Below are 14,553 nucleotides of genomic sequence, written 5' to 3'. Positions count from 1 at the left end.
TGCCAACGAGCGGCTGCGCAGCAGCGCCGCGCGCGCCAACGAAAAGCCCCCGGTTGCCGAACTTCGCAACCGGGGCTTTTTACTGCGCGCTGCATTAACGACTTGCGCGCTCAGTTATCACGATCAGTTAGCACGCTCAGTTACCGCGATACGTCGAAAAGAGACGTTGCTGCACCGTCGCCGGCGCGCCCGCGTCCGACGAACTGGCCTTCGCGCCGCCGACGTCTTGCGAACCTTGCGCCGAAGCGGTGACGATCGTCGAGTCCTGGGGCACGGCCTTCGGATAGGTGGTGTCGTTCTGGTTCAGGAGGCCTGCTTTTTGCGCGGCTACGAGTTCGGCGCGCACCTGAGCGCGCGTGACCGGACCGTTTGCCTGCTGGGCGAACGACAGTGCCGGAACGATAAGAGCGGATGCGACGACGACTGCGGAAAGAAGCGATTTCATGACGACCTCCAATTGATTGTGTGGTGGATCGGTGTGAACCGCGTTCCCCGATCCGTTGAACGCAGTCTATTTCTTACGAGGTCAGCAAAAAAGCGGCTTTCTGGCGAAATATTGTTGCCAGTTTTGAAATAGTGAAAAAGGCGCTTTTCCGCGCCGGGACGCGGAAGCGCCTATGATGAAATCCGGTCCACGCCCGCGCCTGCAAGCCGCGCGGCACCTGCGACCGATGCCCAGGCGCGGACACATCCGGGCGGACCGCCGCGGCGGGCATCATCTTTGGTCGAGCAGCGTGCGCGGCAAGGCACAAACAGGAGAGAGCAATGAAGCGCAAGGCATCGGCAGTCTGGCAAGGCGGTCTGCAGAACGGCAAGGGCTCGATTTCCACCGACAGCGGCGTCCTGAAGGACACCCAGTACTCGTTCGCGACGCGCTTCGCGGACGGCATCGGCACGAATCCGGAAGAGCTGATCGCGGCTGCGCATGCGGGATGTTTCTCGATGGCGTTGTCGGCGGAGCTGGGCAAGGCCAACATCACGCCGGAGCGCATCGGCACCACGGCCACCGTCACGCTCGACAAGGATGGCGGCGGCTTCGCGATCACCGCAGTGCATCTCGACGTGACCGTGAAGATTCCGGGCGGAGACAAGGCCGCGTTCGACAAAGCCACCGCGGACGCGAAGGCCGGGTGCCCAGTGTCGAAGGTGCTGAATGCGACGATTACGATGGATGCGAAGCTCGAGACCTGAGCCCCTGCTGTCACTGTGAGCGCGCAACGAAGCCGGCGACGGGCCATGTCCGCCGCCGGTTTTTTGATGCCGGTTGTCGAATGAACGGATGACCCCGACGCGAGTAGGCCTACGGAATGCCATCCTTGATTTATTGAACATCCAGTCATAATATCAACGGACCGACGCAACCAGGCAACAAGGTCATCGCAATTGAGTCATTCAAAGCAAGCCGCGAAAAAAGCCGGCGAAACATGTCAGCGCGGCCGTCCGCGCGAGTTCGACACGGCCACCGTGCTGGCGAACGCGAGCCAGGTGTTCTGGGATCACGGCTACCACGCGACGTCGATCGACGATCTGTGCAAGGCCACCGGCCTGCTGCGCGGCAGCCTGTACGGCGTATTCGGCGACAAGCACGGCATCATGCTCGCCGCGCTGGATCATTACTCGGAAGGCGCGGTCGCGCGGCTTGCGCAGCGACTGAGCGCGACGGCCGAACCGGAGCAGGCGCTGCGCGACGCGCTGCTGCACTACGCGAGGGTGTCCTGCGCATTGAGCGGCCGGCGCAGCTGTTTCATTACGAATACGACGCTCGAAATGCAGCCCGATGACGAAGTGCTGCGCGCGCGCGTCGCCGCGATTCAGCGCCGCATGGCGACTTTGCTCGCTGCGGCGGTGATCCGCGGTCAGGCGAGCGGCGCATTCGATTCGACGCTCGACGAAAAAGCCGTCGGCGATTTCCTGCTATGCGTGATGCAGGGCTTGCGGGTCATGGGGCGGGTCGCGCATCAGCAAGATGCGCTGATCGGCATCGTCGATGTGGCGATGCGCGCGCTGGTGTAACGCCTCGTCCGCGAGTCTTGGCGCAAAATTTTTTAACCAATTTTTGAACGATCGGTCATGAAAAGCGAAGCAATCAAGTCCGCTCCGGCGGCATTCGGTGGGTCCGTCAGCTGCGCGGCGAGCGCAGCCGTGACCGGTCCCGGCCCGGCGATGGCCGGCATGGCTGTCGCCGCCAAAGCGTCGGCGCCCGGCTTTCAGCGCCAGGCGCTCGCGCTCGCCGTGCTGTTCGTCGGCGCCTTTCTCGCGCCGCTCGATTACTTCATCGTCAATCTGGCGCTGCCGTCGATTCACACGGGCCTCAACGCGAGCGACGCGCAACTGCAACTCGTCGTGTCGGCTTATGCGTCCGCCTACGCGGTGCTGCTGATCACGGGGGGCCGCCTTGGCGATCTGTTCGGCCGCCGTCGCATGTTCATGACGGGCATGGCGGCTTTCGTGATCGCGTCGGCGTTGTGCGGCTTCGCGACGAGCGGCCACATGCTCGTGATCTCGCGCATCGTGCAAGGCATCGCGGCCGCGGTGATGGCGCCGCAAGTGCTCGCGACGATTCGTGCGGTCGTGCCGTTGCATCAGCAGACGCGCGTGATGAGTCTGTATGGCTTCGTGTTCGGCTTGTCGTCGATCGTCGGGCAACTCGGCGGCGGCGCGCTGATCACGTATCACCCGTTCGGGCTCGACTGGCGCGTGATCTTCCTGATCAACATCCCGATCGGCATCGCGGCGTTCATCGGCACATGGAAGTTCGTGCCGGAGAACCAGCCGGCCACGCATACCGGCGTCGATCTGAAGGGCGTCGCGCTGCTGTCGGCGGTGCTGCTGCTCGTCATCTATCCGATGACGCATGGCCGTGAAGCCGGCTGGCCCGCGTGGACCTTCGCCATGTTCGCACTTGCGGTGCCGGTGTTCGCGCTGTTCGTCGCGACCGAGCGGCGCGTCGAGCGCGCTGGCGGGCATCCGCTCGTCGATCTGCAACTGTTCCGCAATCGCGCGTTCGCGCTCGGTCTCGTGCTCGCGTTCCTGTTCTATTGCAATAGCGCGTTCTTCCTGACCTACGGCATCTTTCTGCAAACCGGCCTGCACTGGACGCCGCTCGCGTCGGGCATCGCGATCATGCCGTTCGCGTTCGGCTTCGTGATCGGGCCGTTGACGTCGCCGGCCGTGGTCAAGCGCATCGGCGCCCATGTGCTGACGCTCGGTTTCTCGATGATGACGCTGGGCTTCACGGTGACCGGTTGGTCCGCGACCCAATCCGCGACGCCCGATCTGCTGTTCTACTGCGGGCTAGTGTGCGCGGGCGTCGGACATGGTCTGCTGTTGCCGTCGATCATGCGCATCGTGCTGCAGGAGGTGGTGCCGGAGAAGGCCGGGCTTGCATCGGGTGTGGTCTCGTCGACTTTGCAGATCGGCTCCGCGTTCGGCATCGCGGCGATCAGCGGCGCGTTCTTCGGGGCGCTCGGCGGCAGTTCGACACCCGCCTCTTATGCGCACGCGTTCCAGCTGAGCCTCGCTATCAATGCCGTGCTGATGTTCGTGTGTATCGGCCTTAGCGTGCTGCTGGTGCGTCATCAGCAAGGCGTGCGGCGCCCGGTCGCCCCGGCAGTTTGAAGTTAATCCGCTGGTAATCGCTTTCATTTGTTAGCTTGCTGAAAAAACCGTTCAATTTGAACGAAGCGGTATAACGAACTGCATGGTATTTACCGGCGATCTACTCGTTCACAGGTAACTCTGATTTAGATCAAACTGGCTCATCCGATTAACGGCTCGACGACATCGCGTCAGCTTTTCTAATCAGATGAAACCGACCTCGCATTTTCTACCTGCCTGCAAATGGCCTGCAGTAAGTGTTGCGTTTGTGCGGTAGCGCACATAGGGTTAGCCGCAAGGTGTCGCGATGATTGTTTTCGGTAATGCACGGAACTTTAGCCAGCGAGCATGAACTGCGGGTTCAATGAAAACGGTATCAATAAAAAAGCGCTTGCCGCGTTTAAATTCGATTGTTAATCTGTCTTAACTTTAGAGTGTACGTTCAACAGGTCGGAGTCGATAAAGCCGGGCTCAACTTAATAAACGCTCAAGATAGGGGGACCCAATATGCTGACCGCTACCATTGACGCATTCCAGACAACATCCGCCGCCTTCAATGTGGGCGACGTCGTGAAGTTAAAAGAAGGGGGCCCGCGCATGACCGTGACGTACGCAGGTCCGGTCGCGCTGAATCCCGGCGACTGGGTGATCTGCGAGTGGTTCGACGAACACGGCGAACTGCGCCACGAAAGCTTTGCGGCGCAAGCCGTGCGGGCGGAGCCGCGCTCCATTCCGGCGGGCTCGGTACAGTGGAGTCGCATCGGGCGCGCGGCCTGAGTGACGCCCCTGAGTGACGCCCGTGCACGTCAATCAATCGGTTTCCTGTTGTTCGTTTGTTGCTCGTCTTGCTCGAGCCGCCCGAATCGTTTCAGCGCTCGGGCCGGTCGCGCGCGGCCTCGCGTCGCCGCACGCGCAGCGTCAGCGCCGATGAAAACGCGCGCAAGGTCGACACCTTGCGTGTCTCCACGACGTCCCGCGCGAGGCTCTCCGCCGGATTCGGCTGTAGCGCCCAATACAGCGCGAGCACCCAGCCGAGCACGGTCCAGCCGAGGCAGGCATTGAAGAGCGCGAGCGTCAGCACGTCGCGGCGCTTGCGCCGGTCCGCGATGATCGCCGGCAGAAAATACAAGGCCAGCGCGAACGTCGCGCCGATGGCCTGAACGGCCACGTTGCCACCCATACAAGCTCCTGATGCGCGATGCATGTAGCGATTGTCGCGCGAATGGCGGCCGCGCGCCTCGCACCTGCGCGTTCCAGTCTCCACCCCAATCACCGCAAGGGGTTCAGCCCGACACGCATCGGGACTATCATGATCGTTTCGACCGAACAGTACTTCACGGACCCGATCATGATCACCGACGACACGACCCAGCAGGCTCAACTCAACCCGGACACGCTACGAGAATTCGTCGAGCGCAAGTGGAACGACGAGATCGTGCCCGCGCTGACGGACTACATCGCGGTGCCGGCCAAGAGTCCGGCGTTCGATCCCGACTGGGCGAAACACGGTTATCTGGAGCGCGTGATCACCGACGCCGCGCAATGGGCCGAGCAGCAACCGGTGCGCGGCCTGAAGCTCGAGGTGGTCCGCCTGCCGGGCCGCACGCCGGTGATCTTCTTCGAGACGGCCGCGACGCGCTCGGGCAGCGACGAAACCGTCGTGCTCTATGGCCACCTCGACAAGCAGCCCGAGTTCGATGGCTGGCGCAACGACCTCGGTCCGTGGACGCCGAAGTTAGAAGACGGCAAGCTCTACGGCCGCGGCGGCGCGGACGACGGCTACGCGATCTATGCGAGCCTGACGGCGCTCGCCGCGCTCGATGCACAGGGTGTCGAACGTCCGCGCTGCGTCGGGCTGATCGAAACCTGCGAGGAGTCGGGCAGCTACGATCTGCTGCCCTACGTCGATGCGCTGCGCGAGCGGCTCGGCAACGTCGGGCTGGTCGTGTGTCTCGATTCGGGCGCGGGCAATTACGATCAGTTGTGGCTGACCACGTCGCTGCGCGGCCTCGTCGGCGGCGATCTCGAAGTGCAGGTGCTCGACGAAGGGATCCACTCGGGCGTCTACGGCGGCATCGTACCGTCGAGCTTCCGCATCATGCGGCAACTGTTCGACCGTCTCGAAGACTCCGCCAACGGCACGCTGCTGCCGAAGGGCTTCCACTGCACGGTGCCGGCCGATCGTCTGCGCGAAGCGGAGGCCGCCGCAAAGATTCTCGGCGATGACGTCTGGAAGAAGATGCCGTGGGCGTGCGGCCAGGACGGCCGTCAGGTGCTGCCCACCACGACCGATCCGCGCGAGGCGCTGCTCGATTCGACGTGGCGTCCGTCGCTGTCGGTGACGGGCGCGGCTGGCTTGCCCGCGCTCGCCGACGCCGGCAACGTGCTGCGTCCGCGCACGGCGTTCAAGCTGTCGCTGCGGCTGCCGCCGACCATCGAAGCGGAGAAGGCGGTCGCCGAACTGAAGGCGCTGCTCGAATTCGATCCGCCGTACAACGCGAAGGTCACGTTCAAGCCGGATGCGGGCGCGGCGAGCGGCTGGAACGCACCGGAGGTCGCGCCGTGGCTCGCCGCCGCGCTCAACGATGCGTCGCGTCAGCACTTCGGCGCCGACGCGGCCTACATGGGCCTCGGCGGCACGATCCCGTTGATGAACGTGCTGAAGGCGGGCTTCCCGAAGTCGCAGTTCATGGTGTGCGGCGTGCTCGGGCCGAAGTCGAACGCACATGGGCCGAACGAGTTCCTGCACGTGCCGTACGGCAAGAAGCTGACGGCCGCGGTTGCCGAAGTGATTGCCGCGGCGCCGTGAGTTCTGGTTTCGTTTGAGTGGGGCTCGGGCGTGACCCGGGCCCGCTGTTTATCGATGCTGCTTTGATGCAGCTGTTTTTCCCGCCGTTTCATTCCTTCCGTTCGAACTTCACCGACACGCTGAATGACCGACTCTCAGACTGCCCAAACCACCACGCCCCGGATTCCGGCCGATCAACTGCATGCCTACGTCAGGGCGATCTGGGAGCGAGCGGGCAGTACGCCGCGCGAAGCGGAGCTGGTGGCCGATCATCTGGTGGCCGCGAATCTGACCGGGCACGACTCGCACGGCGTCGGCATGATCCCGCGCTATGTCGAATCGCTCGCGGAACAGCAACTGCAACTGAATCGACACGCCGACGTCGTGAAGGACGCGGGCGCGGTACTGACCGTCGAAGGCGGCAAGGGCTTCGGTCAGGTGATCGCGTTCGAGGCGATGGAGCGGGGCATCGAGCGCGCGCGGCGGCTTGGCGTCTGCGCGGTGGGCTTGCGCGGCGCGCATCATATCGGCCGCATCGGGCATTGGGCCGAGCAGTGCGCGCGCGCCGGGCTGGTGTCGTTTCACTTCGTCAACGTGGCGGGCGATCCGCTCGTCGCGCCATTCGGCGGCGCGGACCGGCGCATCGGCACGAATCCGTTCTGCGCCGCTTATCCGCGGCCCGGCAAACCGCCGCTGGTGCTCGACTTCGCGACCAGCACGATCGCGTTCGGCAAGACGCGCGTCGCTTATAACCAGGGCAAGCACACGCCACCCGGCGCGCTGATCGATCACGAAGGCATGCCGACGCTCGAACCGAAAGTCATGCACGAAGCGCCGTTCGGCGCGCTGACGCCGTTCGGCGGCTACAAGGGTTTCGGGCTCGCGGCGATCTGCGAGATTTTCGGCGGCGCGCTGTCGGGCGGCTTCACGACGCATGCGGACACGCTCGGTACCACGCACGCGATCATCAACTGCATGCTATCGGTGATCATCGATCCCACCTCATTCGACGCGCCGGATGCGCAAGCCGAAGCCGATGCGTTCCTCGCGTGGGTGAAGGCGTCGCCGCTCGCGGCGGGCGCCGAGCGCATCTACGAACCCGGCGAGCCCGAGCGCGTGACGCGCGCGCAGCGCGAGGCCGCCGGCATTTCGATCGACGCGGCTACGTGGACGCAAATCCACTGCGCGGCGCGCGCCGTCGGGATGGATGAAGACGAAGTGGGTGGTTGGTCCGCGCGCCTCGGCTGAAGCGCGCGACAGCAGGGCTCAGGCGATCAGCCTGAGCTTGCTGCGCCTATCGAGCAGCCAGCGCTCGAACTCGGTGGCGGGCATCGGCTTCGCGTACAGGAAGCCCTGCACGTAATCGACGCCGAGCCCCTTCATGAAGGCTTCTTCCGCCTCGGTTTCGATCCCTTCGGCGACCACCTGGAAATCGAGCTCCTGCGCGACGGCGACCATCGAGCGCACCAGCGCCTGTGCCTTCATATCCGCGTGGATCGAGCCCGTGAAGCTGCGGTCGAGCTTGATCACGTCGAGCGGAATACGGCCGAGTTGCGACAGCGACGAGTAGCCGGTGCCGAAGTCGTCGAGATGCACCTGCGCGCCGAGTTGGCGGAACTGCTTGATCAGCTCGATCGCGGCCGCTTCGTTTTCGATCAGGCAGCTTTCGGTCAGTTCGAGGTCGACGAGGCATGGATCGAGACTCGCGTGCTGCAATGCCTCGGTGAAATGGCGGACCACGGCTGTATCCGTGAGCTGTCGCGCCGACACGTTGATCGCGACGCGCAGGTCATAGCCGGCCGCTTTCCAGCGGGCCGCCTGTTTCGCTGCGGTTTCCATCACCCAGCGGCCGAGCACGCCGATCAGTCCGGATTCCTCGGCATAACGGATGAATTCCGCCGGCATGATCTGGCCGCGCTCCGGCGAATTCCAGCGCACCAGCGCTTCGGCGCCTTGCACGGCGCCCGTCGCGAGTTTCAGCTTCGGCTGATAGTGCAGCGCCAACTGGCCTTCCTCGAGTCCGCGGCGCAGATTCGTGTCGAGCCACATGAACTCCGCGACGCGGCGATTCATGTCCGGCGAGAACACGCGATGCGTGCGCTTGCCTTCGTCCTTCGCGACGTACATCGCCGTGTCGGCCGAACGGATCAGCGATTCGAGGGTTTCGCCATGTTCGGGCGAACGCGCGATGCCGATCGAGCAGCCGGTATAGACCTCGACGAGCCCGACGGCGAACGGCATGCGCATACGATCGAGAATGCGCTGCGCGGTGTTTTCCAGGTCATGCGCGGAGCCCTTCGCCGCGAGCACGATGAATTCGTCGCCGCCCAGACGCGCGAGCGAGTCGCCCGGATTCAGGCAGTCGCGGATCGCGTCCGACACATCGCAAATCAGGCGGTCGCCGAACACGTGGCCGTAGTGATCGTTGACCTTCTTGAAGTTGTCGAGATCGAGAAACAGGACGCCGACTGTTTCGCCCGGCGCGGCCAGTTCGATCGCGATCTGGATGCGCTCCTGGATCGCGTTGCGATTGGCGAGGCCAGTGAGCGGGTCGGTGGTGGCCTGCTCGATCAGGCGGTCCTGCGCGAGCCGTTGCTCGGTGATGTCGGTGCCCGAGCAGATCAGGAACTGCTCTTCGATGCCGCTGCCGCTGCGCACGAATTTGTTGCGAAACAGGAACAGCCGTTCGCCGTGCACCGTTTTGATGCGCCGTTCGATCTCGTACGGTTCGCCACGATTGAAAAAGTTCGCGCTGACCTCGTTCGAGACCCCGCCGTCGTCGGACGACATGAACAACGTCCAGACGCTGCGGCCGATGATGTCCTCTTCCCTGAGTCCGGTCAGCTCCTCGGCGAGCCGGTTGAAGCGCTGTATCCGGCCGTTCCGGTCGACGATCACGACGACCGAATTGACCTCCGAGACGACCTGTTCAGCGAACGACAGACCGTGCAGCAGCGCTCGCGCGACGGATTCGGTGTCGCCATCGGCCGACGCGGTGCCGCCCCAGCGATGACAATCGAGTTTCTTGCCGACCAGATGCAGCCGCAGCGGCGCGGCGTCCAACTGAACGTCGACGACGACGTGGGAGGTCACGCCGCTCAGCGCGCGGACGAGGGAAGCTTGAGAAGAGGTGAGGGAAATGGCGACGCCGACAGCCGCGTGGCCGTGCGCAGGCACGAGTTCCAGCATGTCGCTGGCGGCCGCCAGGCGCCAGCAAGGGCTGCTCGTGCCGAACCGCGCGTGAAGCACCTGGTCGTGTAGCTGGTCGCTCATGAAATCCCCGGAGTGTGCCGGCGGTCCCAATCAAGGCGGGCGGCGGCAGACAGTCTTCCTCATACTAAAGTGAAACTGCCTCATTGTATCTAAGCGTGACAATTCGAGCGAAGAATCATTAACGTTTTGCTAACCATGAGTATGGGCCGGCGCGGCCGCGCGCGGCGCGATTATTACCCGCCAGAACGACGCCACGACGACGTCGCTAGAGGCGGCGCGCCAGCAGCGCGCGGGCGCGTTCGCGTTCGGGCGGGTTGGCGTCGAGCGCCGCGTCGAACCGGAACTTGCCGGCCACCAGCGTGGCCGCCACCACGCCGTCGCGATACAGCACGCGGTTTCCGGTCACGGCCGGCACCTTGTCGCCGACCAGCAGCGTGCCGACGAGATTCAGCGGATCGGTCCCAGCAACGCAGATAAGAGCACCGTCGTTCGGCTGCCGGCGCACCTCGCGCAGCAGCGGAATCGCCTCGGGCAGCGCGAACTGCTCGCCCGCGAGTCCGTTGACGAACCGCCCGCCGCGGATCACGCCGCGCGCCTCGAGCCGCTGCAGAACGCGCAGCAGATCGCGCCACGGCGGAAGCCATTCGGCCTCGCGTTCGAGCACGCGCCAGAACACGACACCGTAGCGGCGCAGCAACGTCATTGCGACGTGTTCGAGCGCCTCGGGCGGCAACTGGCGCCGCCGTTCGGGGGGATTTTCCGGCGCGCCGGCGGACGGACGGCTTACGAGCGCCCAGCGCCCCGCGTCGTCCATGCCGCCGATCAGCGCGCTCGCTCGCGCGCGCCGGCTGCTGGAAAACGCGTTGCGTTTGGCGACCGGCTTCAGCAACGCGCGCAAGCCCGCGAAGCTGTCGGAGTTCGCGAGGCCGGCCGCGACCAACTCGCCGAGCGCGTTTTCGAGCTCCATGCGCAGCACGCGCACCTCGGCGAGCAGTTCGTCGAAGAACATCGCGCCGTGTTGCGCGAGGGTGTCGTGCACGCTTTGCGCGAGCGCCGACAACTCGACCTGGCGCGCCGGATCGAGCAGCGCGCGCCACGCACGCAGCTGGACGCGCGGCAGCAGCACGATCGGCGTGCCGCGGACCGGACCGGCGGCGCCGCGCGCCCGCTCGGTCAGGCGGGTCCAGACGATCTTGCCGGCGCGGCATAGCTCATCGAGCGAACTGCTGGCGTAGGCACGCACGCGCGCGGGCAGGATGTCTTCCTCCCACGCGCCGGCCGCGGCCTGGAAGCCTTCGAGCTGTTCGAGCGCGGCGGCGAGCGCGTCGCGGCCTTCGGCGCGCGACGTCGGCGTCAGATGCTGCCATTCGAACAGGAAGCGCATGAAGTCGTGCCGCTCGACCGGCTCGATCTCACGCCGCAGCCGCCTCACCGTGTAGCGGTGGATGCGTGCGAGCAGGTGTCGTTCGCACCATTGCTCGTCGCTCGTGTGCGGCGTGAAGCGGCCGCGCAACAGATAGCCTTCGGCTTCGAGCCGGATCAGCGCCTGTTCGATCCGGTCGGCCGGCAAACCGAGCGGACGCGCGATCGCCTCGACCGTCAGCGGGCCGAAGCCGGTCAGCCGCGCGCGCAACACGTCGACGAGCGCGTCGTCGGCGTTCCAGCTCTCGGTGTAGCCCTTCGGGGCGCTCAGCGGCGGTGTGTAGCGATTGCGCGCGATGCCGGGGTAGAGCGCTTCGAAACAGGTGAGGCGTTCGGCGGGCAGCCACAGTGCGCTGTCGCTGGCGTTGTCGTTGCCCGTGTTCGCGTTGGCTTGCGCGGCCAGCGGCAAGCGCGTCGCCCGGCCGGCTTTCGCCAATGCCGCAAGCAGCGTCGGCCAATCCTCGTGCGCGAGCGCCTCGGCCCCGGTGATGCACGCGAGGCCCGTCAGCGCTTCGTGCATTTCGTCGGCGTTGCGCGCCTGCGGCCACGCCTCGTCGCGCACGCTGTCGATCGCGGCGGCGTCGAGCGCGCCAAGATCGTCGGCGCTTTCAGGGTCCGTCCAGCGGCGGTTCAGCACCGCCTGGGTGCGGCGCTCCTCGATCGGCGCGTCGTCGAGATACGCGTAGGGCTTCGCGGTCAGGATTTCGGCGGCGAGCGGCGACGGCGCCGGCAGATCACGCGCGACGAGCCGCAACTCGCCGCGCTCGATGCGGCGCAGCAGCGCGAGCCAGCGTTCGCTGTCCATCGCGTCGTGCAGACAGTCGTCGATGGTTTGGTCGACTAAGGGATGGCGCGGCACCTCGCGTTCGCCGACGACGTTCTCCAGACACGCGGCCTGCTCGGGAAACACGCTCGCGAGCAGATCCTCGCTGCGCATGCGCTGCAGTTGCGGCGCGGTCTTGCGGCCGCCCGTGTAGCGCGGCAGGCCGAGCGCGGTCGTCGCGTTCCAGCGCCAGCGCACGCCGAACAACGGCGCATCGAGCAGTGCCTGGATCAGCAGATGTTCGGCGCTGTTCGAGTGCAGATAGCGCCAGACCTCGTCGAGCACGAACGAATGGCTGCCGGTCAGCGACAGCACGATCGCGTCTTCGGTGGCGGCGGCCTGCAACTCGAAGTTGAAGCCGTGGCAGAAGCGCTTGCGCAGCGCGAGCCCCCACGCGCGGTTCACGCGGCTGCCGAACGGCGAGTGGATCACGAGCTGGGTGCCGCCCGATTCGTCGAAGAAGCGCTCCATCACCAGCGTGCTTTGCGTCGGCAGTACGCCGAGCGTGGCGCGCGCACGCGCCAGGTATTCGACGATCTGGCGCGCGGCGGGCACGTCCAGCGCGAGCTCGTCGGCGAGCCAGGCGATGGCGCGGTCGAGGCGCGCGGCCGTGGGTTCGGCTTCGCTCGCGGGCAACTTGGCTGCGGCGGTTGCGGACGCCGTGGTGGTCTGCGTCGCGCTCTGCGCCACGGCAGCTTTGGCTTTGCGTCCTCTCTTTGCCGCGGATTTCGCGGGCGTTGCGGCTGCTTCGAATTGCGCCGCGGCGATTGGCACCGACGCAACCGCGTGTGACGCCGGCTCGCCCTCCGTCAGCAAACGCTCGACCTGCTCCCGCAATCTCGTGACCGCGAAAGACAGCTCGTCGCTGCGCCCCGGCGCCTCGCCGAGCCAGAACGGAATGTTCGGCGGTTGCCCTTGTGCGTCCTCGACCCGCACCCGGCCACTCTCGATTCGCAGAATCCGGTACGACGCGTTGCCGAGCTGGAACACATCGCCGGCGAGGCTTTCGACCGCGAAGTCCTCGTTGACGGTGCCGATATTGATCGCCTGCGGTTCGAGCACGACGGCGTAATCGGCGTTTTCGGGGATCGTGCCGCCCGACGTCACGGCGACCAGCTTGCCGCCGCGCCGGCCGCGCAGCGTGCCGCTTACCGCATCGCGATGCACGTACGCGGCGCGCGGACCGTGGCGGCTCGTGTAGCCCTCGGCGAGCATGCGCAGCACCGCGTCGTATTGCTCGCGCGACAGATCCGCGTACGGCGCTGCGCGCCGCAGCATGTCGAACAACGCATCCTCGCTCCACTCGGCGCTCGACACTTCCGCGACGATCTGTTGCGCGAGCACGTCGAGCGGCGCGCGCGGGATGCGTAGCGCATCGAGTTCGCCACGCCGCACGCAATCGAGCAGCGCCGCGCATTCGAGCAGGTCGTCGCGCGAGGCTGGAAAGAGCCGCCCCTTCGGCATGCCGCCGACGTGGTGGCCCGAGCGGCCGACGCGTTGCAGGAACGGCGCGATCGCGCGTGGCGAACCCATCTGGCAGACGAGGTCGACGTCGCCGATATCGATGCCGAGTTCGAGCGAAGCGGTCGCGATCAGCACGCGCAGTTCGCCGCGCTTCAGGCGCTGTTCGGCGTCGAAACGATGTTCTTTCGCGAGACTGCCGTGATGCGCGGCGACCGCGTCCTTGCCGAGCCGCTCGGTCAGATGACGCGCGGCGCGCTCGGCCATCCGGCGCGTGTTGACGAAGATCAGCGTCGTGCGATGCTGCGCGACCAGCTCGGCGAGCCGGTCGTAGACGCGCTCCCACACTTCGTTGGCCATCACCGCTTCGAGCGGCACCGGCGGGATCTCGAGCGCGAGGTCGCGCGCGCGGACGTGGCCGACGTCGATCACCGCGCACTCGGCCGGTACGTCGCTCTCGAGGCTCGCGCCGCCGACCAGAAACCGCGCGACCGCGCTGACCGGCTTTTGCGTCGCCGACAGCCCGATGCGCGGCAGGCGCCGGGCGCAGAGCGCGTCGAGCCGTTCGAGGCTCAGCGCGAGATGACTGCCGCGCTTGCTGCCGGCGAGCGCATGAATCTCATCGACGATCACCGTGCGCACCGTCGCCAGCATGCGGCGGCCAGAATCCGAGCCGAGCAGCACGTACAGCGACTCGGGCGTCGTCACGAGAATGTGGGGCGCGCGCTTTTTCAACGCATTGCGTTCCTGCTGCGTGGTGTCGCCGGTGCGCACCGCGGTGCGAATGTCGAGCGGCGGCAGGCCGAGCCTGTCGAGTTCGGCGGCGATGCCTTGCAGCGGCAGTTGCAGATTCAGGCGGATGTCGTTCGAAAGCGCCTTCAGCGGCGACACGTAGACGACCAGCGTTTCGTCGGGCAGCGTGCCGCCGTTCGCGAGGCCTTGCGAGACCAGGTCGTTCAGCGCGGACAGGAACGCGGTCAGCGTCTTGCCGGAGCCCGTCGGCGCGGCGACCAGCGTCGAGCGGCCGCTACGGATCTGCGGCCACGCGGCGGCTTGTGCGTCGGTCGGAGCGGCGAAGGTTTGCTGGAACCAGCTGGCGACGGCTGGGTGAAAACCGTCGAGCGCCTGCTGGGCTGGCGGTAAGGCTGGCGCGGCGGCGCGCGCCGCGCTCGCGGTGGAGCGGGCCTTGCGGGAGCGGGGCGCCGCGTCGAGTGCGGCGGAAGTCTTTGCCGAAGTCATACTTGTGCAG

10 protein-coding genes are annotated in these 14,553 nt (G+C 66.1%); 6 read left to right on the top strand and 4 right to left on the bottom strand.

What is annotated here, in order from left to right; translation table 11 throughout:
- Positions 1-136: 136 nt before the first annotated feature.
- Positions 137-445 (bottom strand): DUF4148 domain-containing protein, encoded by a 309-nt coding sequence (locus tag HDG32_RS00905; protein ID WP_184039690.1) that lies wholly within the window; start codon positions 443-445, stop codon positions 137-139.
- A 320-nt stretch (positions 446-765) separates the two neighbouring features.
- Here HDG32_RS00905 and HDG32_RS00900 point away from each other — a divergent pair, with 320 nt between their 5' ends.
- From HDG32_RS00900 to HDG32_RS00885, 4 genes are all read left to right on the top strand, one after another.
- A complete protein-coding gene (locus tag HDG32_RS00900; RefSeq protein ID WP_184039692.1) occupies positions 766-1,191 on the top strand; it encodes an OsmC family protein in 426 nt (141 codons plus the stop codon).
- A 192-nt stretch (positions 1,192-1,383) separates the two neighbouring features.
- Positions 1,384-2,013, top strand: a complete 630-nt coding sequence (locus tag HDG32_RS00895) for a TetR/AcrR family transcriptional regulator (protein ID WP_184062500.1) — start codon at positions 1,384-1,386, stop codon at positions 2,011-2,013.
- A gap of 57 nt (positions 2,014-2,070) precedes the next feature.
- Positions 2,071-3,618: an MFS transporter gene (locus HDG32_RS00890; RefSeq protein WP_184062498.1), complete on the top strand. Its 1,548-nt coding sequence runs from the start codon at positions 2,071-2,073 to the stop codon at positions 3,616-3,618.
- Positions 3,619-4,104: 486 nt separating this feature from the next.
- Positions 4,105-4,374 carry a YodC family protein gene (locus HDG32_RS00885; RefSeq protein ID WP_184039698.1) on the top strand — a complete coding sequence of 90 codons (270 nt, stop codon included), beginning with the start codon at positions 4,105-4,107 and terminating at the stop codon, positions 4,372-4,374.
- A 91-nt stretch (positions 4,375-4,465) separates the two neighbouring features.
- Here HDG32_RS00885 and HDG32_RS00880 read toward each other — a convergent pair whose 3' ends face one another.
- On the bottom strand, positions 4,466-4,777 hold the full coding sequence (locus HDG32_RS00880) for a superinfection immunity protein (RefSeq protein ID WP_184062496.1): 312 nt from the start codon (positions 4,775-4,777) through the stop codon (positions 4,466-4,468).
- A gap of 168 nt (positions 4,778-4,945) precedes the next feature.
- On the opposite strand from HDG32_RS00880, the gene HDG32_RS00875 reads away from it, so the two are divergent.
- Together HDG32_RS00875 and HDG32_RS00870 are read left to right on the top strand one after the other, a co-directional pair.
- Positions 4,946-6,406, top strand: a complete 1,461-nt coding sequence (locus tag HDG32_RS00875) for a M20 family metallopeptidase (protein WP_184063336.1) — start codon at positions 4,946-4,948, stop codon at positions 6,404-6,406.
- Between the two features lie 123 nt (positions 6,407-6,529).
- Positions 6,530-7,633, top strand: coding sequence for a malate/lactate/ureidoglycolate dehydrogenase (locus HDG32_RS00870; RefSeq protein WP_184062494.1), 1,104 nt, complete (start codon positions 6,530-6,532; stop codon positions 7,631-7,633).
- Positions 7,634-7,651: 18 nt separating this feature from the next.
- Here the strand turns inward: HDG32_RS00870 and pdeR are convergent, their stop codons facing one another.
- Both pdeR and HDG32_RS00860 read right to left on the bottom strand, forming a co-directional pair.
- Positions 7,652-9,658 (bottom strand): cyclic di-GMP phosphodiesterase, encoded by a 2,007-nt coding sequence (gene pdeR, locus HDG32_RS00865; protein ID WP_184062492.1) that lies wholly within the window; start codon positions 9,656-9,658, stop codon positions 7,652-7,654.
- Between the two features lie 205 nt (positions 9,659-9,863).
- Positions 9,864-14,543 carry a DEAD/DEAH box helicase gene (locus HDG32_RS00860; RefSeq protein ID WP_184062490.1) on the bottom strand — a complete coding sequence of 1,560 codons (4,680 nt, stop codon included), beginning with the start codon at positions 14,541-14,543 and terminating at the stop codon, positions 9,864-9,866.
- Between the last annotated feature and the right edge of the window lie 10 nt (positions 14,544-14,553).

This window comes from Paraburkholderia sp. CI2 (genome assembly GCF_014201055.1).
In the GTDB taxonomy this organism is placed as follows: Bacteria; Pseudomonadota; Gammaproteobacteria; order Burkholderiales; family Burkholderiaceae; genus Paraburkholderia; species Paraburkholderia tuberum.
This window is presented reverse-complemented; position numbering and strand designations above follow the sequence as displayed.

Coding starts and splice junctions, on each gene's coding strand:
- HDG32_RS00885 (WP_184039698.1), top strand. CDS start 4,105: ATGCTGACCGCTACCATTGACGCATTCCAGACAACATCCGCCGCCTTC.
- HDG32_RS00900 (WP_184039692.1), top strand. CDS start 766: ATGAAGCGCAAGGCATCGGCAGTCTGGCAAGGCGGTCTGCAGAACGGC.
- pdeR (WP_184062492.1), bottom strand. CDS start 9,658: ATGAGCGACCAGCTACACGACCAGGTGCTTCACGCGCGGTTCGGCACG.
- HDG32_RS00905 (WP_184039690.1), bottom strand. CDS start 445: ATGAAATCGCTTCTTTCCGCAGTCGTCGTCGCATCCGCTCTTATCGTT.
- HDG32_RS00870 (WP_184062494.1), top strand. CDS start 6,530: ATGACCGACTCTCAGACTGCCCAAACCACCACGCCCCGGATTCCGGCC.
- HDG32_RS00860 (WP_184062490.1), bottom strand. CDS start 14,543: ATGACTTCGGCAAAGACTTCCGCCGCACTCGACGCGGCGCCCCGCTCC.
- HDG32_RS00880 (WP_184062496.1), bottom strand. CDS start 4,777: ATGGGTGGCAACGTGGCCGTTCAGGCCATCGGCGCGACGTTCGCGCTG.
- HDG32_RS00875 (WP_184063336.1), top strand. CDS start 4,946: ATGATCACCGACGACACGACCCAGCAGGCTCAACTCAACCCGGACACG.
- HDG32_RS00890 (WP_184062498.1), top strand. CDS start 2,071: ATGAAAAGCGAAGCAATCAAGTCCGCTCCGGCGGCATTCGGTGGGTCC.